The organism is Niveispirillum fermenti (assembly GCF_048066175.1).
GTDB classification, from domain to species: domain Bacteria; phylum Pseudomonadota; class Alphaproteobacteria; order Azospirillales; family Azospirillaceae; genus Niveispirillum; species Niveispirillum fermenti.
In genome coordinates this window covers 123,154-145,066 of sequence record NZ_JBLTXA010000002.1, presented here as the reverse complement: position 1 = coordinate 145,066, position 21,913 = coordinate 123,154, and the positions used below count along the sequence as shown (strand labels likewise).

General features: G+C 65.6%; 18 protein-coding genes. 10 read left to right on the top strand and 8 right to left on the bottom strand.

The genetic code is table 11. From position 1 onward, the window contains the following. Positions 1-14: 14 nt before the first annotated feature. The 8 genes from ACM9LZ_RS02480 to ACM9LZ_RS02445 form a co-directional block, all read right to left on the bottom strand. On the bottom strand, positions 15-938 hold the full coding sequence (locus ACM9LZ_RS02480; protein ID WP_416617756.1) for an SMP-30/gluconolactonase/LRE family protein: 924 nt from the start codon (positions 936-938) through the stop codon (positions 15-17). A 26-nt stretch (positions 939-964) separates the two neighbouring features. Next, positions 965-2,155, bottom strand: a complete 1,191-nt coding sequence (locus ACM9LZ_RS02475; RefSeq protein WP_416617755.1) for a CaiB/BaiF CoA transferase family protein — start codon at positions 2,153-2,155, stop codon at positions 965-967. 1 nt (position 2,156) lies between these two features. After that, entirely contained in the window at positions 2,157-3,023 is an 867-nt protein-coding gene (locus ACM9LZ_RS02470; protein WP_416617754.1) for an SDR family oxidoreductase, read from the bottom strand. Continuing rightward, positions 3,023-4,294 (bottom strand): spinster family MFS transporter, encoded by a 1,272-nt coding sequence (locus ACM9LZ_RS02465; protein WP_416617753.1) that lies wholly within the window; start codon positions 4,292-4,294, stop codon positions 3,023-3,025. Before ACM9LZ_RS02465 ends, ACM9LZ_RS02470 begins: the two co-directional genes overlap by 1 nt. Positions 4,295-4,368: 74 nt before the next feature. After that, a complete protein-coding gene (locus ACM9LZ_RS02460) occupies positions 4,369-7,179 on the bottom strand; it encodes a TonB-dependent receptor plug domain-containing protein (RefSeq protein WP_416617752.1) in 2,811 nt (936 codons plus the stop codon). Positions 7,180-7,439: 260 nt separating this feature from the next. Then, positions 7,440-7,757: a 2Fe-2S iron-sulfur cluster-binding protein gene (locus tag ACM9LZ_RS02455; RefSeq protein WP_416617751.1), complete on the bottom strand. Its 318-nt coding sequence runs from the start codon at positions 7,755-7,757 to the stop codon at positions 7,440-7,442. 38 nt (positions 7,758-7,795) lie between these two features. Continuing rightward, positions 7,796-8,161 carry a Rieske (2Fe-2S) protein gene (locus ACM9LZ_RS02450; RefSeq protein ID WP_416617750.1) on the bottom strand — a complete coding sequence of 122 codons (366 nt, stop codon included), beginning with the start codon at positions 8,159-8,161 and terminating at the stop codon, positions 7,796-7,798. A 22-nt stretch (positions 8,162-8,183) separates the two neighbouring features. After that, on the bottom strand, positions 8,184-9,059 hold the full coding sequence (locus tag ACM9LZ_RS02445) for an enoyl-CoA hydratase (protein WP_416617749.1): 876 nt from the start codon (positions 9,057-9,059) through the stop codon (positions 8,184-8,186). Positions 9,060-9,319: 260 nt separating this feature from the next. Here ACM9LZ_RS02445 and ACM9LZ_RS02440 point away from each other — a divergent pair, with 260 nt between their 5' ends. From ACM9LZ_RS02440 to ACM9LZ_RS02395, 10 genes are all read left to right on the top strand, one after another. Continuing rightward, complete coding sequence (locus tag ACM9LZ_RS02440; RefSeq protein WP_416617748.1) at positions 9,320-10,288, top strand: thiamine pyrophosphate-dependent dehydrogenase E1 component subunit alpha; 969 nt, start codon at positions 9,320-9,322, stop codon at positions 10,286-10,288. Positions 10,289-10,303: 15 nt separating this feature from the next. Next, positions 10,304-11,320 carry an alpha-ketoacid dehydrogenase subunit beta gene (locus ACM9LZ_RS02435; RefSeq protein ID WP_416617747.1) on the top strand — a complete coding sequence of 339 codons (1,017 nt, stop codon included), beginning with the start codon at positions 10,304-10,306 and terminating at the stop codon, positions 11,318-11,320. Positions 11,321-11,325: 5 nt separating this feature from the next. Further along, positions 11,326-12,801, top strand: coding sequence for a 2-oxo acid dehydrogenase subunit E2 (locus ACM9LZ_RS02430; RefSeq protein ID WP_416617746.1), 1,476 nt, complete (start codon positions 11,326-11,328; stop codon positions 12,799-12,801). Positions 12,802-12,824: 23 nt separating this feature from the next. Then, on the top strand, positions 12,825-14,372 hold the full coding sequence (locus tag ACM9LZ_RS02425) for a long-chain-fatty-acid--CoA ligase (protein ID WP_416617745.1): 1,548 nt from the start codon (positions 12,825-12,827) through the stop codon (positions 14,370-14,372). A gap of 13 nt (positions 14,373-14,385) precedes the next feature. Continuing rightward, positions 14,386-15,609, top strand: a complete 1,224-nt coding sequence (locus ACM9LZ_RS02420; RefSeq protein WP_416617744.1) for an iron-containing alcohol dehydrogenase — start codon at positions 14,386-14,388, stop codon at positions 15,607-15,609. Then, entirely contained in the window at positions 15,606-15,944 is a 339-nt protein-coding gene (locus ACM9LZ_RS02415) for an NIPSNAP family protein (RefSeq protein WP_416617743.1), read from the top strand. The genes ACM9LZ_RS02420 and ACM9LZ_RS02415 overlap by 4 nt, the downstream gene beginning before the upstream one ends. Beyond that, the gene (locus ACM9LZ_RS02410; protein WP_416617742.1) at positions 15,941-16,597 is read left to right on the top strand and encodes an EthD domain-containing protein; all 657 of its coding nucleotides are present in this window, start codon (positions 15,941-15,943) and stop codon (positions 16,595-16,597) included. Before ACM9LZ_RS02415 ends, ACM9LZ_RS02410 begins: the two co-directional genes overlap by 4 nt. A 340-nt stretch (positions 16,598-16,937) precedes the next feature. After that, complete coding sequence (locus ACM9LZ_RS02405) at positions 16,938-19,385, top strand: TonB-dependent receptor (RefSeq protein WP_416617741.1); 2,448 nt, start codon at positions 16,938-16,940, stop codon at positions 19,383-19,385. A 119-nt stretch (positions 19,386-19,504) separates the two neighbouring features. Then, positions 19,505-20,662 (top strand): acyl-CoA dehydrogenase family protein, encoded by a 1,158-nt coding sequence (locus ACM9LZ_RS02400; protein WP_416617740.1) that lies wholly within the window; start codon positions 19,505-19,507, stop codon positions 20,660-20,662. Then, positions 20,659-21,828 (top strand): acyl-CoA dehydrogenase family protein, encoded by a 1,170-nt coding sequence (locus ACM9LZ_RS02395; RefSeq protein ID WP_416617739.1) that lies wholly within the window; start codon positions 20,659-20,661, stop codon positions 21,826-21,828. The genes ACM9LZ_RS02400 and ACM9LZ_RS02395 overlap by 4 nt, the downstream gene beginning before the upstream one ends. Positions 21,829-21,913 lie beyond the last annotated feature (85 nt).

Sequence of the window (21,913 nt, the reverse complement as noted above, 5' to 3'; positions counted from 1 at the left end):
CCCCGTGCCGGGCTTTACCCCGCGAAATGCGGGGGATGGCCGGGCCGGGGCCAATCGATTTCCAGCAACTGCCCCGTGCTGGACAGGGTGACATAGGCCTTGTCCATATCCGGCCCGCCAAACGCAATGTTGGTGACGACGGGGTCGGGCAGCGGCAGGAAATCGACCAGTTCGCCCCGCGGGCTGACGGTCGCGATCCCGCCTTGCGCCGCCACCACACCAATGCAGATATTGCCCGACGCCTCCACTGCGATGCTGTCGAACACGCGATAGGTCGGGGACTGGTAGTGGGTGGACCGTCCGCTCAGGCGAGGCCCGTCATCCGCCAGCACGCCGGGAGATACGATATCGTATCGGCACAGACGGCAGGCGAAACTGTCGGCGATGTAAAGCGACCGGTCGTCCGGGGACAGCGCGATACCGTTGGCATGGCGGAAGGGAAACAGCACCTCGCTGATGGCGCTGCCATCGGGGCGGGCATAATAGATCGTGCCCAGATATTCGCTGCGGCCATGGTGCCCGCCGTGATCGGTGAACCAGAAGCCACCCGTCTCGTCGAAGACAAGGTCGTTCGGTCCCTTCAGGCCGACCTCACCGCAATGGGTGTAAAGGGTTTCCACCTTGCCGGATGACAGGTCGACGGCCTGGATGCTGCCGCCCTGATAATCATGGGCGGGACCATGGGGCAATAGCGCCCCCCCCTTGGGGTCGGGCCAGTGGAAGCCGCCATTGTTGCAAACATAGGCACGGCCATCCGGTCCCAGTGCGGCACCGTTGGGGCCGCCGCCCAGTTCGGCCACCACCTCCACCCTGCCGTCCGGATAAACCCTTGTGAGCGCCTGTCCCTGGATTTCCACGACCAGGACGGAGCCATCGGGCAGCGGGACCGGACCTTCGGGAAAGCGCAGCTTGTCTGTCAGCACGCGGATGGCACACATGGATCTGTCCTCGGGCGTCGGTTGGGTCAGGCGGTGGGTTCGCGGCCGGCCAGCAGGGCGGCGATCTCGTCGGCGGTGAAGCCCGCCTCGGACAGCACCTCGCGCGCGTGCTGGCCAAGCCGGGGGGCGTCGCGCGTCACAGAAACGGGTGTGCGGCTGAAATCGATGGGGGTGCGGATATGGCGGCGGCCCTCCACCGTCACCACGGCGCCCAGTTCCTGCAACTGCGGGTCATCGATGGCCTCGGCCACGCTGTTGATGGGACTGACGGGCACACCGGCCTCCCCCAGCCGCGCCAGCCAGTGCGCCCGCGGCCGGGTGGTCAGCACGGCGATCATGCGTTCGCGCAGGGTCGCATGATGGGCCAGCCGCGACGGCGTGGTGGCGAAGCGCGGATCGGTGGCCAGCACCGGGTCGTCCAGCACGGCGGCCGTGCGCTGCCACAATGCCTCCGTCCCCGCCCCGATGACGATATCGCCATCCTGCGTCGGGAACGCCTCATAGGGGGCTGTATAGGCACCACGGCCGCCCGTGCGCCGGGGCAGATGCCCCGTCATCAGATATTCGCCGGTGTTGTTGACCGTGTAGGCGAAGGCGGAAGACAGCAGATTGGTCTCCACATGCTGGCCATGCCCCGACCGGTCGCGTTCCCGCAATGCGGCCAGCACGCCGATCGCCGCGAAGCTGCCGGCATTCAGGTCGGAAATCGGCAGGGCGCAGGGCATGGGATCGCCGTCGGGCTGGCCCGTGAAACCCATGATCCCGCTCATCGCCTGGGTCACCAGGTCCAGCCCGCCGCGGTTGCGATAGGGACCACGGTTGCCGAAGCCGGAGACGGAGCAATAGACCAGCCCCGGATTGCGGGCCGACATCGCCGCATACCCCAGCCCCATGCGGTCCATGGCACCGGGCCGGTAGTTCTCCACAAAGACATCGGCCGTGACCAGCAGCCGGCGCAGCGCATCACGGCCCGCTTCCTGCGACAGATCCAGCATCAGGCCACGCTTGTTGCGGTTCACATAATCATAGTTGGCATAACCGTGCAGGCCGATGGGGGCGCGGGCCACATCGCCCTGTGGCCCTTCCACCTTCACCACATCGGCGCCCAGGTCGGCCAGGATCATGGAACACCAGGCACCGGCGATGACATGGGTACAGTCGATCACCCGCAGTCCGGCCAGGGGACCAGCCTGGGGTCCGGTTGCCATCTGCGTCATGTCATTCCCCTTCCTTGAAGTAATCGGGCCGCCCGGCGGACCAGGCCGTACCCCATTGCTGCATGCCGCCATCGATGGTCAGCACCTCGCCCGTGATGAACTTGGCGGAGGGGGCGGCCAGATAGGCGCAGCCTTCCGCCACATCCCAGACATCGCCCAGCATCTTCAAGGGATTGGCATTGCGGAACCGGGCGACGGCCACCGGGTCGTAATGCTGGAACCCGTCGCTTTCGATGGTGCCGGGGGCGACGCAATTGACGCGGATGCCCAAGGGCGCCCATTCGGTCGATACCGTCTTGGACAGATAGACGATGCCGGCCCGTGCCGCGGTCGTATGTGCCGTCTGGGGGATACCACGGGCGATGGGCACAACGATATTGATGATGTTGCCGGGCCGGGCCTGATCGCGCCAGCGCTGGGCGGCGCCCTGCATCATCCACCATGTGCCGTTCAGGTTGGTGTCGATAACGGCCAGCCAGCCCTTGCGGCTGAAATCGATAGCGTTCTGCGCGAACTGGCCGCCGGCATTATTGACCAGCGTATCGATACGCCCGTGCCGTGCCTGGACGGCGTCATACAGGGCATCGACGCTGTCGGGCTGGCGGATATTGACGGGATGGTGGAAGGGGGTGCGGCCCGTCAGATTGCCGACGGACGCGGCGGCGGCGGCCAGCCTGTCGCCGTCGCGTCCGGCGATCACCACATCCGCCCCCAGCCGGGTGAACAGGATGGCCATTGCCCGGCCGAACCCACCGGCCCCGCCCGTGACCAGGATCACCTGGCCCAGCAGCGCGTCATCGCGATAGACGGTGGAGCGGGTGGCCAGTTCCGCGTCGGTCAGGCCGAAGGCTTGCGACCTTGTTTGCATCAGCCGGGCTCCATTGCTGTGTCTTGCGGATCGGCGCGCAAACGCCAGGCGGCATAGGCATAGACCAGCGATGTCAGCAGCCCGACCAGCACCAGCACCAGCAATGCCAGGCGCAGGCTCTGCTCGCCATGGACGGGGTGCAGATGATCACTCAGCGCGCCGACGATCAGCGGCCCCATCCCAAGCCCGGCCACCGTGCCGAACAGCAGCAGGATGGCGGCACCCATGGCCCGCAGGTTGGGGGGCAGGATCGATTGCGTCACCGCCATGGATGGCGCGGCGTAAAGCGCCCCGGCCCCGAAGGCCAGTGCGAAGAACACGGCGAACAGGCTGAAGCTGCCGGCTGTCAGGAAGGCCAGGACCAGCAGGGCGCACGCCACCTGGGTCGCGGCAGTGTAGTAGAGCGGCACATGCCCGCCGGCCCGGCGCAACCGGTCGGCCAGCAACCCGCCCAGGATATGGGCAGCACCCGCCACGATCCCGGATGTCAGTCCCATCAGGAGACCGATATCGCCGCTGCCCAGCCCATAGCTGCGCATGGCCACGCTGGGCCCCCAGGTCAGCACCGTGTAAAGCACGAAATTCGACCCGACATAGCCAAGGCACAGCGTGGGGAACAGCGGCGTGCGCATCAGCACGGCCAGGCCCCGGCGCAGCGTCAGGTCTGCGACCGGCTTTCCCTCGTCGAACCGGCCGCGCGGCGGCTCCTGGATCGTGAACAGAAGCGCCAGCCCGATCAGGATGCCGGGCAGCGCGAACAGGGCGAAGGTCACACGCCAGCCGAACATCTCGTTCACCCAGCCACCCACGGCATAGGACACCATGGTGGCCAGCGCCGCGCCCGAGAAATAGATGCCGAGCTTGGAAGAACGCACAGCCGGCGGATAATAGTCGCCGATCAGCGACAGGGATGCCGGGGTGCCACCAGCCTCCCCCACCGCCACGCCGATCCGGGCCAGCAGCATCTGGGTGAAGCTGCTCGCAGCACCGCAGAGTGCCGTCATCCCGCTCCATACGATGATGGAGGCGGCCAGCAGCCGGCTGCGGTTGATGCGGTCTGCCAGATAGCCCAGCGGCACGCCCGCGATGACGTAGAACAGCGCGAAACCCGCGCCGCTGATGATGCCAAGCTGGGCATCGCTCAGACCAAGGTCGGCGCGGATGTCATTGAGCAGCACCGTGATCAACTGGCGATCCACGAAATTCATCGTATAGGCCAGGAAAAGCAGCACCATCGCGTAGGACGGCGAGGTCGCCAGTCGTTTCAGCAAGGCCTTATCCCCTTCCGCATGTCCATGAAGGCGGTTGCGGCCGGGGACCCAGGCCCCGGCCGCGATCCATGCGATCAGAACTTAAACCGGATGCCGCCCCGGATGGAACGGCCGATCAGGTCATAAACGAAGGGGTTGGCGCCGGACGAGCAGCAGCCGGAATTGTCCTGCGACTGCGAGATGGGTGGATTCTGGTCCAGCAGGTTTTCCACCCCGACAAAAAGCTGCGTCGTGCCTTCCGCCACGGGCAAGGTCCAGCCGAAGAAGGCGTCCAGATAGACGATGGCCGGCACCTTGTTGCGGTTGATGTCGGCGGGGCCATAATCCGCCTCGATCTTGGACGCGCCGATGAAGCGGGCCTTCAACTGCACATCGATCGGGTTCAGACTGTACCCGGCCGTGAACAGACCGCGCCAGTGCGGCACGCCCTGCGCGGCGCCCAGATTGGTGCCCACCTCGCCCGCGCGGGAGACGGTGGCGACGGTGGAATTGATGTCCAGCTTGTCGACATAGTTCAGCATGCCGCGCAGGTCGAGCGACCCCTCACCCAGATAGGTGCGATAGCCGAATTCGATATCCAGGCCGCGCGCCACCTCCGACCGCTGGTTGAACGGTTCCACGCGGACGGAGGAAACCCGGCCACCCGCCCCGTCGCGCGTGATGAAGGAGCAATAGAGCTGGTCGCCGCCATAGCAGGCGTTCAGCAATTGCTGGGCGGAGGATGTGGCGATAGCTTCCTTGATCTTGATGTCATAGACATCGAGCGACGCCGAGAAACCGGGCAGCCAGTCGGGCTGATATACCACGCCGGCCGTCAGGGTATTGGCGATTTCGGGCTGAAGATTGCGGTTGCCGGCCACGGTCACATTGACCTGGATCGCTTCGTTCGCGCGGAAGGGATCGACCAGATTGGTCAGGACCGTCGCACCGCCCAGGAACATGTCGTTCAGGTTGGGCGCGCGGATGTCGCGGGACCGCGTGACACGGAACTGCACCTCGTCCACGGGTCGATAGGTGCCGCCCAGTTTCCAGGTTTCCACCTGGCCGCTTTCCGAATAATCGGCGATGCGCCCGGCCGCGTTCAGTTCCAGGGAACGGCCCAGCTTGCTGTCGCGGAAGACGGGCAGCAGAAATTCCGCATAGGCTTCCTTGACATCGTATGAACCGCTGAACGGCTTGTAGTTGCCGACATAGAACTGGGTCTGCTGCGAGATCGGATCGGCATCGGCTTCCCCCTTCTCCTTGCGGTATTCACCGCCGAACGCGACCGACAGGTCGCCGGCCGGCAGGCTGGCCAGCGTACCGGAGAAGTCCAGCGCGAAGACATCCTGCTGAATACGGATATTCTGTTCCGCGCGACCCCAGATGTAATTGCGCTGTGCATCGGTGGGGGCCGCGGCGCCGAACGGATTGATGGGCACACACCCGTTCATGGGATTGGACAATGTGGAGCGGCAGACGATATCGCCCGTCGTCTGGTCCACGACGGCGTCGGCCGCCAGGAAGAAACGCGACAGGATCGGATTGTTTTCCACGACATTGCCGACCTTGGACACGCCGTGCTGGGCATAGCCCGACATGCGCCAGTCACCGCCCAGTTCCGCTTCGAAACCGCCCAGATAGCGCTGTACCGACCGGTCGTTGATACCCTGCGGCCGGCCGTAGCGCTCGCCCGAAAAGCCCAGGCCGAAGCTGTTGATCCCGGCGGCATCGGCCATGGCCTTCACATCCGCGGGCAGATAGGCATTGTCCGTCCGCACGGCGAACTGGCCGCTGGTGCGGAAGAAGGGGCCGGAATGGTTGATGGCGCGGGAATCGCCATAGGAGAACTCGCCGAAGACGTTGATATTCTCGGTCAGGTCGTAGCTGACATGAGAGAAGACGCTGCCCTGCTCCAGCGGCTGGGCGATTTCCGCCGTGCGGCCCGAATAATCATCCTGGTCGCCGCCAATGGCATAGATGCCGCTTTCCTGCCCGAAATTGAAGGGCGTCGGGTCGTAATTCCCGTTGGCATCGAAATGCACGCCACGCAGCGGGCCGGTGGTGACAAGCCCACCCGACGTGACGTTCAGCGACGTGCCCGGCAGCAGCAGGCGGGCCGGCTGGCCATTGCCCGGTGTGGGGTTGGGCACGACCTTGTGCCCCCGGAACCAGTCGCGGTCCTCCGCCAGCACCGTCCTGGCCTTGGAATAGTTCAGGGCCGCGACGATATGGCCGCGACCATCGGCGAACGACGTGCCGCCGGCCAGGTTGCCGGACCAGTTGCCGCCATCGCCATGCGTCGTCCCCCCGCCCTGCACCTCGCCCTTCAGGCCGCTGAATTTCGTGTCCAGCACGAAATTGACGACGCCGGCCACGGCATCGGACCCCCAGGCGGCCGAAGCACCACCCGTCACCACATCCACGCGCTGCACCAGCGCGGTCGGCATGGTGTTGACATCGACGGCCCCGGTCAGCATGGACGGCGTGACCCGCCGGCCGTTCAACAGCGTCAGGGTACGGTTCGGACCCAGATTGCGCAGGTTCAGAAGATTGGCACCCGCCGTGCCGCCGCCTACCAGGGCCTGACCGGTGCGCGGGGTTGTGGAGCCCGACAGGGCCGGCATCTGGTTCACGTAATCAGCGATGGTGACGGGCGCCGATTTGGCGATTTCCACGGCTGTCACGACGCTGACAGGGGTCGGTGCCTCGTACCCGTCGCGCACGATGCGGCTGCCGGTGACGACGATGGCTTCCAGTTGATCCATCTCGGCCGGCTGCCCCTGCGCTGCTGCAGGCAGTGCGGCCATGAAGGCGGCACCTGCCAGCAGCCAGGGACGTAACGACAGGAACGGGCCTGCCGCCCGCGACGTGGACGCAAGGATGGCGTCGGGATTATGGGCCATTTTCTTCCTCCCCCTATAGGTCGGCTTCCCGCCCCTGGCCGATGGCCGGGCGGGTTATTGGTGCTTGATTGAACCTGTGTGCCCGGGCCGACGCGGCGGGCTGGCGGCCACAGGGAACAGCCCGGCTATGAGAACGGACACCCTGTAACAGGCAGAGCCCACTATAACAGTCATTTGTGACTGTTCAAATGCAAAATGAATGTGTCAGTCAACTATGACTGTATTTTTCGCGCGTATCGCCAGCGACAGGCCGCTCGCGATCAGTCCAGGGGGGCCAGGGTCAGGGCCAGCCCGTCGAGCGCTGTGGTGACCGGTATCTGGCAGGACAGACGTGACCGGCCATCGATGAAGGATGGCTCCTCCGACACAAGCTCCCGCTCCCCCTCCTCCTGCGCCGGCAGACGCCCGGCCCAGTCCGGGTCGATATGGACGTGGCAGGTGGCACAGGCGCGGGCACCGCCGCACAGGGCCGGCACATCCAACCCGGCTCCGGTCAGGGCGCGCATCAGGGACTGGCCATCCTCCACATCCAGCCGGTGGATACTGGCGTCGCGATCGGTGACGATGATGTCCACCATCCGCATTTCTCCTTGTCTACGACCTTTATGGTTTCCGCTCAGCCGGCCGGATAGGCGCCGCGGATCGGCATATGTTCCGGGCCCGGCGGCGTATCGGGCACGGCCACCGCCACCTGCCCGTCCTCCACCCGCACGGAAAATGTCTTCAAGGGCAGGTAGGGCGCGCCGACGCAGGCCCCGCTGCCCATGTCGAAGCGCGCGCCGTGCAGCGGGCATGATACCGTGTTGCGGCGGATGCGCCCCCCTTCCATGGCCGAAGCGGCATGGGTGCAACGGTTGATGACTGCGAAGAACTTGTCTTCCTGACGGCAGACCAGGACCGGCCAGCCGTTCAACTCCACCGCACGGCTCTGTCCGTTCGCGATGTCATCCACGGCGCCGAACCGGTGAAACGTCTCACTCATCTTCTTCTCTCTCTCCAATCTGTCAGGAGCGGTTGTTCCGCGCGATGTCGCGGTGTGTCACCCCGCCGATCCGGTCATCGGTCAGCAGGTTGTTCTGGGCATGTGCAAAATGGTGCATATGGAAGACGGCATCCATGGCTGTGCGCTTGCCGCGCAATTCCTCGACATGGTTGACAGCCTGCTTGGCCAGCGCCAGCGCCAGGCGCGGATTGGCGGCAATGCGTTCGGCGATGGACGCCACCGTCGCTTCCAGTTCGTCCCGCGCGACGACGCGATTGACCATTCCCATTTCCATGGCACGCCGCGCCGGCAGCTTGTCGCCCAAGAACAGAAACTCCTTGGCCATACGGGGTGCCATCTCGAACGCATGGGCGAAATATTCGATGCCGGGGATGCCCATGCGCAGCACCGGGTCTTGAAAAAAAGCATCTTCCGACGCGACGATCAGGTCGCAGACCCAGGCCAGCGCCAGACCACCCGCAATGCAGGCGCCCTGCACCATGGCGATGGTCGGCTTGGGCATATCGCGCCAGCGGCGGCACATGCCCAGATACAGTTCCTGTTCGCGCGCATAGGCCCATTCCGCACCCGGCTTGCCGACATGATCGTACCAGAGGTGGCGGCGGTCCTGGGTGACATCGGCATCACGCCCGGGCGTGCCGATATCATGGCCGGCACAGAAATGCTTTCCCGCTCCCGCCAGTACGATGACCCGGACGGCATCGTCATCCACCGCCCGGCGGAAGGCATCGTCAAGGGCGTAGGTCATCTGCCCGTTCTGGGCATTGGCGAAGGATGGCCGGTTCAGCGTGATCCAGGCCACCGCGCCATCGACACGGGTCAATACCGGCTCTGCCGTCTCGTAGACGGGTGTGGCCGCCGGCTGGGGCGTTTCCATATCCTTGCCTCCCCTGTGCCCGCCTTCGTCCTGGCGGTGTTTTGTCGCTTGAAAAACAGTCTGTCCTGACTTTATAATGCACGCATGCAGTATAACCGCCTGGCCGCGCGCCGCAAGCCTTCAAAGCGCGGAAAATTCGACAGACCAGGCAGATGACGGGCGGTGCCCGGCCCCCGCCGGCGACGCCGCCGCATATCCAGAAGGCGATGGCGGCCCGGCCCGCCGCCATGCCGATCCAACAAGGCCGAGAGGCGAGGGAAATGCAGCTCAATCGGGAAGACCTTACGCGCGCCTACCGGCAGATGCGCACCATCCGGGAGTTCGAGGAACGCCTGCATGCCCAGATCATGACGGGCGAGATCGCAGGCTTCACCCATCTTTATGCCGGACAGGAGGCGGTGGCCGTCGGTGTCTGCGAGAACCTGACGGATGAGGATTTCATCATCTCCACCCATCGCGGCCATGGCCATTGCATCGCCAAGGGCTGCGATGTCGATGGCATGATGAAGGAAATCTATGGACGCGCCGACGGCCTGTGCAAGGGCAAGGGCGGGTCCATGCATATTGCCGACGTGACGAAGGGCATGCTGGGGGCCAATGGCATCGTCGGTGCCGGTGCGCCCATTGCCGTCGGTGCCGCCATCGCGGCCAGGCTGGATGGCAAGGGCCAGGTGTCGGTTGCCTTCAGCGGTGATGGCGCCTGCAACCAGGGCACGACGTTCGAGGCCATGAACATGGCTGTCGTCACCAAGGCGCCCTGCATCTTCGTGTTCGAGAACAACCATTATTCCGAACATACCGGCCATCAATATGCCGTCGGCTCCGGTGACATCGCGGGCCGCGCCGCCGCCTTCGGCATGAAGGTCTGGCGTGGCAATGGCTGCGACTTCTTCGAGACGCACGCCATCATGCGCGAGGTGGTGGAATATTGCCGTGCCGGCAACGGCCCCGCCGCCGTCGAATTGGATACTGAGCGTTTCTTCGGCCATTTCGAGGGCGACCCGCAGCGCTATCGCGGCCCCGGCGAGGTGGAGCGGCTGCGCAACGAGCGCGATTGCCTGACCATCTTCCGCCAGCGCGTGACGGAGGCAGGACTGCTGGAAGGGGCCGACCTGGACCGGATCGATGCCGACGTTGTCAGCCAGATCGATGCCAGCGTGGAAGCCGCGCGCAACGCCGCCCCGCCGCGGCCCGAGGACGTCCTGAAGGACGTCTACATAAACTATTGAGGGGAGTGAGCGCCAATGCCTGTCATGACGATGCGTGAGGCGATCAACCTCACCCTGCATCAAGAGATGGCGCGTGATCCGAACGTCATCCTTCTGGGCGAGGACGTGGTCGGCGGCATGGGAACCGAGGGCGGACCGGAGGCCATCGGCGGCATCTGGAAGACCAGCATCGGTCTTTACGATAAATTCGGTGCCGGCCGGGTGATCGACACGCCGATTTCGGAAAGCGCCATCATCGGCGCCGCCGCCGGTGCGGCCCTTGCCGGCAAGCGTCCCGTTGCCGAACTGATGTTCGCCGACTTCATCGGCGTCTGCCTGGACCAGCTTTGGAACCAGATGGCCAAGTTCCGCTACATGTTTGGCGGCAAGTCGACCTGCCCGGCGGTGGTGCGCATATCCTACGGTGCCGGCGTCAATGCCGCCGCCCAGCACAGCCAAGCCGCCTATCAGATGATGACCTCCATCCCCGGCCTGCAGGTGGTGATGCCCACGACGCCGGCCGATGCCAAGGGCCTGCTGACCACGGCCATCCGCAGCGACGACCCCGTGCTGTTCTTCGAACACAAGGCCATGTACGCGACCAAGGGTGAGGTTCCGGAGGGGGAGTACATGATCCCCTTCGGCCATGCCCGGCTGACGCGGGAGGGACGCGACGCCACCATCGTCACCTGCGGACAGATGGTGGGTTTCTCCGAACGTGCGGCCGACACGCTGGCAGCGGAAGGCATCGCCTGCGACGTGATCGACCTGCGCACGACCAGCCCCCTGGACGAAGAGGCGATCCTGGACAGCGTGGAGACGACGGGCCGCCTGATCGTGGTGGACGAGGCGCCGCCGCGCTGCGGCCTGGCCGTCGATATCGCGGGATTGGTGGCATCGAAGGCGTTCGCCAGCCTGCGGGCGCCCGTGTCGATGGTGACCCCGCCGCACACGCCGGTGCCGTTCGCCCGTGAACTGGAAAAGGCGTACCTGCCCTCCCCCACCTCCATCGCCGATGCCGTCCGCCGGACGCTGGCCTATCGGCAGGGGTGAGCGACATGGCCAAACTGCGCGCCTTCACGATGCCGAAATGGGGCATCGAGATGACAGAGGGGACGATTGGGGAATGGATGCTGAAGGAAGGCGATGCCTTCAAGAAAGGTCAGCTGATCACCCTGATCGAAACCGACAAGATCACCAACGAGGTCGAGGCAGAGTTCGACGCCACGCTTGCCCGCGTCCTGGCACAGGTCGGCCAGACCCTGCCGGTCGGGGCCTTGCTGGGTGTGTTCAGCGACGGCACCGCGTCGCCGGCCGAACTGGATGCCTTCATCGCGGCCTTCAAGCCGGCCGATGTTTCCACGGCGGCAGGTGACGCGGCCGGCCCCTCCCCGGCTGCCCCCCCGGCCCCGCCGCCGCCCATAGCATCGGCTCCATCCCCCATCCCCGATCATGTCCGCATCAGTCCGGCTGCCCGTGAACTGGCCCTGGGCCGGGGCGTGGATGTGGGCGCCATCGCGGGATCGGGCCGCGATGGCCGCGTGACCCATCAGGATGTGGATCAGGCCAGCCGGCCGCCGGTCAGCGTCGGTGGCGGTGCGCCGGTATCCGTCATGCCGACCACGACGGGGTTGGATACCGTCTTCGCCTCGCCCCTGGCCAAGCGCCTGGCGGTGCAGCATGGGGTGAACCTGTCCGGCCTCACCGGCACGGGTCCGCGCGGGCGCATCTGCAAGCAGGATGTGCTGGGCAGGGTGGAACGTGTGGCATCGCAGCCCGCAACCCTCCCGCCCGCCCCGGCCCCCCGTTCGGAACCGGTCGCCTCGCCGCCGGCACCCGCGACGGCGGATCCCGGCGTGGTGGAGATTGTCAGGATGTCGCCGATGCGCAAGGCCATCGCGCGGCAACTGTCCCTGTCGAAGCAGACGATTCCGCATTTCTACCTGCGCATGAGCGTGCGGGTGGACGCGCTGCAGGCCATGCGGGCTGCGGCCAAGGCGGCCACGGGGGAAGCACCCTCGGTCAACGACTATGTCGTCCGCGCTGTGGCCCTGGCCCTGCAACGGCATCCGGCCATGAATATCCAGGTGCATGGCGACGAGATCCACCGTTTCGGGCAGGCCGACATCGCCATCGCCGTGGCGACCGAAAAGGGGCTGGTCACCCCCATCGTGCGGGCGGCCGACACCAAGTCCGTGGCCCGCATCGCGGCCGATGTGAAGGCTCTGGCCGAGCGAGCGCGCGCCAACCGGCTGCAGGCGGACGAATTCCAGGGTGGCAGCTTCTCCATCTCCAACCTGGGCATGTACGGCATCGACCAGTTCGACGCCATCATCAATCCGCCGCAGGGCGCCATCCTGGCGGTCGGTGCGGCCCGGCGGCAGCCCATCGACATGAACCACGCGCTGGGTTTCGCCACATTGATGCAATTGTCGCTGTCGTCCGATCATCGTGCCATCGACGGGGCCCTGGCGGCGCAGTTCATGGCGACATTGCGCGGATTGCTGGAAGAGCCAGCGGCACTGACGGCCTGACGGGCCGGGACAGGAGGACATCCATGCATGATCCGACCCTTCCGGACCTGATCGCCGTCCATGCGGCAGCCAGACCGGCGGCAACGGCGCTGATCTTCGACGGACGGCGGACATCCTATGCCGGTCTGGACCAGATGATGGGCCGGCTGGCCGGTGCGCTGATCGCGGCTGGCATCCGTCCGGGTGACCGCATCGCCTATCTGGGCAAGAACAGCGATGCCTATTTCATTTTGCTGTTGGCGGCCGCACGGGTGCGCGCCATGGTGGTTCCGCTGAACTGGCGCATGGCGGCGGCCGAACTGGCCGGGCTGATGGCGGACTGCACACCGTCGCTGCTGTTCGCCACGCCCGATTTCATGGACAGGGCGGCTGTCCTCGCCGGCACCTGCCCTGTCCTCTCCACAGAGTCCGGTGAGGTGCCGGGCCTGTGGGATTGGGCAACACGCGATGCCGGGGCATCCCCCGGCGCGCCATCATGGGTCGATGATCCGGTCCTGCTGCTCTACACCTCCGGAACGACCGGGCGGCCCAAGGGGGTGATGCTGAGCCATCGCAACCTGCTGCGCGTGCGCGACGGCGTCTGCCTGACGGAACCGGACTGGTTCACCTGGACGCCGGGAGAGGTGGCACTGGTTTCCATGCCCTGTTTCCATATCGGCGGCACGGGCCAAGGCCTGCGGGCGCTGAAGGGCGGGGCGACGCTGCTTGTGCAGCGGGAATTCGAGGTTGAGGCCATCCTGCGGGCCGTGGGCGAACACCGCGTCACGAAGCTGTTCCTGGTACCGTCGGCCATCCAGTCGGTCATCCGTCATCCCCTGGCGGCGCAAACCGATTTCTCCTGCCTGCGCCATGTCCTGTACGGCGCTTCCCCCATTCCGGAAGAACTGCTGCGGGCGGCCATGGAGAGGTTCGGCTGCGGTTTCGTGCAGATGTATGGGATGACGGAAACTTCCGGTACGGTGGCCGCCCTGTCACCGGAGGACCATCTTTCACCGGACAGGGCGCGCCTTCGGTCGGCCGGCCGGGCACTGCCGGGCATCGATATCGCCATTCTGGACGGGAACGGCCGGCCCCTGCCGGCCGGAACGGTAGGCGAGATCGCAGTCCGGTCGGTTGCCAACACGGCGGGTTATTGGCAGATGCCCGCGGAAACGGCGGCGTTGCAAGCCGACGGCTGGCTGCGCACAGGCGATGCGGCGCTGATGGATGACCAGGGATACCTGTTCATCCAGGACCGGCTGAAGGACATGATCATCTCCGGTGGGGAAAACATCTATCCCGCAGAGGTCGAGAACGCGCTTTTCGGTCATCCCGATGTGGCCGATGTGGCTGTGGTCGGCGTTCCCGATCCGCGCTGGGGCGAGGCGGTGAAGGCCGTCATCGTGCCCAAGCCGGGCTGCACGCCCGACCCGGCCGGCCTGATCGAATGGGCCCGCGGCCGTATCGCCGGGTACAAGCTGCCGAAAAGCATCGATTTCGCCGAAGCCCTGCCCCGCAGTGCGGCCGGCAAGGTGCTGCGCCGCGACCTGCGCGAACGCTACTGGGCGGGCCATTCCCGCCGCGTCAATTGAAAGGAACCGCCGCATGAGCGGAATTGAGAGCGCGCATGAAGGCCTGCCCCGGACAGAGCTGGCTGGCAGCGGGATCGGCCGCGTGACCATGGGGTATCCGGCCGCCGACATCGTGGCCGGCGAAGCGGCCCGCCAGGGGGCCCGGCGCGTCTTCCTGCTGGCGGGGCGCCATCTCGCAGAGCAGACCGGCGAGATCACCCGTATCCGCGATGCGCTGGCATGGCGTCATGTCGCCACCCATTGCGGCATCCGCCCGCATGCGCCCAAGGCCGATATCGTCATCGCCACCCGTGCCGCCCGTGATGCCGGGGCCGATATGGTCGTGGCGGTTGGCGGCGGATCGGTCATCGATGCCGCCAAGATCCTGATCCTGGCGCTGCGCCACGGGGTGGATGATCTTGAAGGGCTGGACCGGCTGAAGGTTCACTATGATGAACAGGGCCGGATCGCCGACGCGGGTCTGGCAGCCCCCGACATTCCCCTGGTTGCCGTGCCCGCCACCCTGTCGGGCGGCGAGTTCAATACCCTGGCCGGCGCCAAGGACGAGGCGCTGTCGCAAAAGCACGGGTTCCGGCATGCGGGCATGGCACCGGTCTGCGTTGTGCTGGACCCGGCCATCACGCTGCACACGCCGGAATGGCTGTTCCTGTCCACAGGCGTGCGGGCCATCGACCACGCGGTGGAAACGCTGACCTCCCCCTTTTCCAATGATTATTGCGACGGGCTGGCGGAAAGCGCACTGCGCCTGCTGGGCGAAGGGCTGGTCCGGGTCAAGGACCGGCCCGGTGACCTGGCGGCCCGCCTGCGCTGCCAGATCGGGGTCTGGCAATCCATGACGGCGCTGGCCGGCGGCATCCCGATGGGCGCCAGCCACGCCATCGGCCATGCGCTGGGGGCGGTGGCCGGCGTGCCGCACGGCCACACCTCCTGCGTCATGGCGCCGGCCGTGCAATTGTGGAACGGTGCCACGGTCGCGGCCGCCCATCAGCGCATCGCCCGCGCCCTGGATGCCGGTGACCGGCCGGTGCCGCAGGTGCTGGACCGGCTGATCCTGCGGCTGGGCATGCCGCGCACCCTGGCAGAGGTGGGGGTGGGACCGGACCTTTATGCACGGATCGCGGAAAAGACCCTGCACGATATCTGGGGCCGCACAAATGCCCGCGCGCTGAATGGACCGGATGACGTGCTGGCCATCCTGCGACTGGCCGAAGATGGTTCCGCCTGGGAGGGAGCATGATGGCCGAGCCTGTTTTCCTGCATGTCGAACTGCGCATCGTACCGGCTGAATTCCGCACCTTCCTGGACACGATGCAGGAAGTCACGCCGCTGATCATCGCCTCAGGCTGGAAGCTGGTGGGGGCCTGGCAGGTGCGTGTCGGCCGGGCGTTCACCCTGCGCGTCATCTGGGAACTGCCCGACGCCGACACCTATTTCCAGGAAAGGCTGCCCTTCACCCGGCATCCCCGCTTCGCCGAATACCGCACCATTCTATCCCGCGCCGTGGAAGAGGAGGTAGTGAGCATGATGACCCGCGTGCCCTATGGCGAAGACGGTTCGGGGATTTCCGCATGATGAAGCTGATCAGCCTGCTGGATCGCCGGCCTGATATCGATCTTGCCAGCTTCAGCCACCATTGGCGCACCATCCATCGCGAACTGGCACTGCGCCTGGTCGCGCCCGGCATCATGCGCGCCTATGTCCAGAACCACCGCGCGGAGCTGGACCTGCCCGGCCTGGTCTGGGCTGGCGATGGCTGCCCGGAAGTATGGGTGGACGATGCCACCGCGGTGGAAAGGCTGCGCGATTGTCCGGAATATCTGCACGGGGCAGCACTGGACGAGCCCAATTTCATGTCCGGTGGTGCGCGCATGACCATTACGACCACGCGAACCGTGAAATCCGGCCCCACACGCCCGGCCCTGGCCGGCCGGGTGAAGCTGATGCTGTTCCTGGATGATGCCCGCCCCGTGCCGCCGGCAAGCCAGGATCGGCACAGCGTTCTGTTGCCGGACGGCGAAGCGCTGCGGGTGGAACGTGATATCCTGATCGGGAACTGGCCCGACAGCCTGGGGCGGCCCTGCTGCCGCCATGTGGAAAGCAGTTGGTGGGAAAGCGCGCAATCCCTGCAATCCGCCTGGGAAACGGTTGGTCCGGTCACGGTTCATGGCATGGTCATTCTGGAAGAAGCCGTATTGTGGCAGCACGGTGAGGTTCACCAATCCTGAAAACAAGCAATCATTCCGTTTTTTATCAGTCAGTATTGACTGTATCATGATTGCGCGCTAGGCTTCCTTCCAACGAAAAGAATCACCATCAGCAGGGAGAAGAAGACCCGCCGATGGATGTCCGACCGGGCATCCAAAGTGCCTGTCTTGTAACCACGCCACCCCCGTCCGGCACGGCCATTATCAGCGAGCTTGCATAAACACGCCCTTCCTGGATTACATACGTATGGAATCAATCCAGCAAAGGAGCGGCACGGCCTGATATCAACAAGACGGCGCCTGGACGGCCCCGCAAGGGGTCAGTCGACAAAAGCAAATAAGCGCCACCCAGGGAGGGAAAATGTCCAATATTCACCAAGGTCGCGCCCGGCGCGACAGCAAGAATCAATGTCGCGCCCGGCGCGACAGCAAGAAGCTCGCCGCCCGCCTCGTGCTGCTGTCCAGCACGGCGCTGTTGCCGCTGACCGTCGTGCCATCCGTTCTGGCCCAGGAAACGGCCTCGCCGCAGGCCGGCAACGCACTGGCCATGGAAGAAATCGTCGTGACGGCACGCCGTCGCGCCGAACGCTTGGCCGATGTGCCCGTGGCCGTTTCCGCCATGGGGGCGGAGGATATCGAGCGGTACAGCTCCAACAATATCGGCGATATCGCCCAGATGACGCCAAACCTGAACGTCGCCTCACGCACGGCGGGCGGTGCCGGTGCCGGCATCACGATCCGCGGCATCGGCACCGAAGGGGCGAATGTCGGCTTTGAACAGGCCGTGTCGATCAATATCGACGGCGTGCAGGTCAGCCGCGGCCGCGCCCTGTGGCAGAGCTATTTCGACATTCAGCAGGTGGAAGTGCTGAAGGGGCCGCAGGCCCTGTTCTTCGGCAAGAACAGCCCCGCCGGTGTCGTTTCCATCGTGACCAAGGGGCCGACACGCGACTTCGAGGCGACGGGCCGGATCGGCTATGAATTCAACGCCGACGAACTGATCGGCGAGGCGGCGATCGGCGGCCCGCTGAACGACGCCTGGGGACTGCGTCTGGCGGTGCGGGCGCGGGAGATGCAGGGCTGGATGCGCAACGACGCGGTGGCGCAGGCCAATCCCAGCCCGACGCAGCCGCCCATCCTGCCTGGTGCGCGCGACAAGCGGCTGGGCGAGAAGGAACTGAACGGCCGCCTGACGCTGACCTATGATGATGGCGGACCGCTGACGGCCACGCTGAAGGTGACCGGCACCCAGTACAAGGATGACGGTGCCGTTTCGCAGATGGAGATCGTGGATTGCTCCGGCAGCAACCAGGTCGTGCTGCGCCGGATCTTCGGTGGCACCATCGTCGACCCGCAGGGTGACTGCAAGGCCGACTGGCGCATCGCCAGCACCGACATTCCGCAGGAAGTGGCGCAATATTATCTGCATGGCCGCGACGGCGAACAGTATAGCGACCAGGATTCACTGGTCAGCGTCCTGTCGCTCAGCTATGCCTTCGCCAACAATCTGGTGCTTGCCTCCTCCACCGGGTTCTACACCCATAACAGCAAGTACCTGATGAACAACGACTGGACGTCGTTCGCCTCCATCTCCGCCACGGAGGCGGAAAAGTATGAGCAGGTCACCCAGGAACTGCGGCTCTACAGCGAATATGATGGCAATCTGAATTTCATGCTGGGGGCCTATTACCAGGACAGCCAGCTTGATTTCGGCGGCAGCACCAAGCTGGACGACATCCCGCGTGATCCGCTGACCGGCTGGTATCACACCATCAACCGCGAGGCGGCGACATCGGGCAAGACCTGGTCGATGTTCGGCCAGTTGAACTGGGACATCACGCCGGAACTGGAACTGTCCGGTGGTGCGCGCTGGACACGGGAGGAAAAGAAATCCTTCGTCGGCGTGGGCTGGTCGAATGCCGCTGTGGCCGCCGCCTTCCCGGTCCGGCGCATCAACCTGGATTTCAAGGACGACGATATCTCGCCCGAGGCAACGCTGGCCTGGCGCCCCAACAGCGATCTGATGATCTATGGCGCCTACAAGACGGGCTACAAGTCCGGTGGTGCTGGCCTTTCCTCGCTGGTGAATGCGGGGCTGCTGGCCAGCCAGGTCGAATACGGGCCGGAAACGGTGGAGGGATTCGAAGCCGGGATGAAGCATCAGGCGCTCGACCGCCGCCTGCAATATAACGTCACGGCCTATCGCTATAATTTCAAGGACCTGCAGGTCAGTTCCTGGGACCCGGTCAGCAGTTCCTATTTCACGGCCAACGCGGCGCGGGTGCGGCAGCAAGGCATCGAGCTGGAAGGCACCTATGCGGCCACCAGCGACCTGACGCTGCGCGGCTCGCTCGCCTACAATCACAGCCGCTACCGTTCCTACCTGAACGCCCAATGCTATTCCGGCCAGACGCAGGCCCAGGGCTGCATCGGCGGCGCCTATCAGGATTTGTCGGGCCGGCCGACGCTGAACGCGCCGGACTGGGTCGCGGGCCTTGGCTTCACCTTCACCCAGAATGTCACCGAGGACCTGTTCTTCAGTGTCAGCAGCGACGTGCAATATTCCGACGACTACTACTATATCCAGACCCAGTCGCCGGCAGCGCTGCAGGACAGCTTCGCTCGTCTGAGCGCCAGCCTGCGCCTGTTCCCGTCTGATGAGCGCTGGGAACTGGGCCTGATCGGCCGGAACCTGACGAACGAGAAGGTGCTGGTCTCCGGCCAGGACCGTCCGGGTGGCCTTGGCGACACCAATGGCGTGCTGGCCCGCCCGCGTGAGGTGCTGTTGCAGGTCGGATACAAGTTCTGACGGCCTTCCACCGGAACCCGGCCATTTTCTGAATGGCCGGGTCTTTCCTGTTTGAACCCCATTCCGGCTATCGGCCGAGCCGCTTGCTTGTCGATCGTTGAAGACTGGATGGCACGCCCATGCAACTGGACCTTACCGAGGAACAAAGGCTGCTTGAGGACAGCGCCGTGCGGTTCCTTGGCAAATTCTACGGCTTCGAGGACAGGCACCACAGTCTGGCGTCGCCGGGTGGCTGCCGGCCCGAAATCTGGGCCCATTTCGCTGACATGGGCTGGTTGGCCCTGCCATTCCCGGAAGATGCCGGCGGTTTCGGCGGTGGCGCGCTGGAAACGGGCCTTCTGGCTCGTGCCATGGGCCGGCATCTGGTCGTGGAACCGTTCCTGCCCTGCATCATCCTGGCCGGCGGCGTGCTGGCCCGTCACGCCCATCATGCCGATGCCGTGGCGGCCCTGACGACGATGATGGAGGGGGGCGAACGGACCGCCCTCGCCTTCCAGGAACCGGCCGCAGCCCCGGTGAAGGCCGATGCCGACGACCAGGGCGGATGGCGCCTGACGGGGCGGAAGCCGCTGGCCGCCGGTGCCGCCACGGCAGGGCGATTGCTGATCACCGCCTGCTTGCCCGATGGCGGGCGCGGTCTGTTCCTGCTGCCGGCCACGGCGCCGGGCCTGACGATCTGTGCCGCTGCCTGCCTGGACGGAACCCACGCCGCCGACATCACGCTGGACAGCACCCCGGCGGCGGCCGGTGTGCTTCTGGGCCGTGCGTCCGACGATACCACGTTGCTGTCCCTCGACCTGGATGCTGTGCGGCTGGCCGCCTGCTGGGAAACGGTGGGCGCCATGCGCGCGGCGCTGGAACAGACCGTGGATTATGTGAAGCAGCGCCAGCAATTCGGACGGCCCATCGCCGCCTTCCAGGCTGTCCAGCACAAGCTGGCCGAAATGTCCGTCTGCTGCGAGGAGGCGGAGGCCATCACCATCCTGGCTTCCCTGCGATCCGGCGGGCCCGCCGGATCGCGGGCCGGCATGGCCGCGAAGGCCAAGGTGGGACGCTGTGCCCGACTGGTGGCGAAGGAGGCGGTGCAACTGCATGGCGGCATGGGTGTATCGGAGGAACTGCCCATCGCCAGCTATTTCCGCAAGCTGCTGGCCTTCGATCTGTCCCATGGCGGGACCGCCGCTGCCAATGAAGCCTATGCCGCCGCCATCCTGCCGGGGGGCGGGCACATGCATAGCGCCGTATTACCGCCGCCGGACCAGGGAGTGACAGCATGAACCTGGACCTGACAACCACGGAACAGGCGTTCCGCGCAGAAGTCCGCGCCTTCATTGCCGACAATCTGACGGCGGAGATGCGCCAGGGCCAGCGGCTGACCACCGGCGTCTTTCCGGAACCGGAAGTCTCATTGCCCTGGCACCGCCGGCTGGCCGCGCGCGGCTGGGTCGCCCCCTTATGGCCGCGCGCGCATGGCGGGACCGGCTGGACCGCCATCCAGCGCTTCATATTCGAATGCGAATGCGCGGCGGCGGGTGCCCCGCTGATCTATCCGCTTGGCGTCCGGCTGGCCGGTCCCGTGATCATCGCCTTCGGATCGGACGCGCAGAAGCAGCGATACCTGCCGCGCATCCTGTCTGGGGAGGATTACTGGTGCCAGGGCTTCTCCGAGCCCGGCGCCGGATCGGACCTGGCTTCTCTGACCACCCGCGCGGTGGCGGATGGCGAGGATTACATCGTGAACGGGTCCAAGATCTGGACCACTCACGCCCATCATGCCAACCGCATGTTCACCCTGGTCCGCACCGGGACCGACGGGCGCAAGCAGGACGGGATCAGCTTCCTGGTCATCGATATGGACAGCCCCGGCGTGGAGGTGCGGCCCATCATCTCCATCGGGGGGGAGCATGACCTGAACCAGGTATTCCTGACCGATGTGCGCGTTCCCCGCGCCAACCGCATCGGGGAAGAGAACAAGGGCTGGACCTACGCCAAATACCTGCTTGAGTTCGAACGCGGAGCCGGGCTGTTCAGCAGCCGGCTCCGCGCCGGGCTTGGCCGGATAGAGCGGGCGATGGACGCCATGGCCGCCGAAGGCGACGACCCCCGTCGTGACCGCGGCCTGATGGCGCGCCTGGCAGAGGTGGCGATCGATATCGACTGCTTCGAAATGCTGGAATTGAAGACCCTGGGCGGCCTGCGACCCGGCGAAAGCCCCGGCTCCGTCGCCTCCGTCCTGAAACTGCGGGCCAGCCGGCTGAAACAGGCCGTGGGCGAGATCGGGGTAGAGATCCTGTCGGCCCGCGCCCTGCGCTGGACACCCCGCCCGACTGTTCCCGGCGAGGCCATCCCCGGCGATTACCTGAACAGCCGTGCCGCTACCATCTTCGGTGGTGCTGCGGAGGTGCAATTAGGTCTGATCGCGCGGGCCCTCACGGGACCATGAGCAGGGGCATTTGCCTTGAAAGAAGCAGTTCTGTCTGCTTTAATCATCACTGACCATTATATAAGAATAAACACCCCAGGGAGGG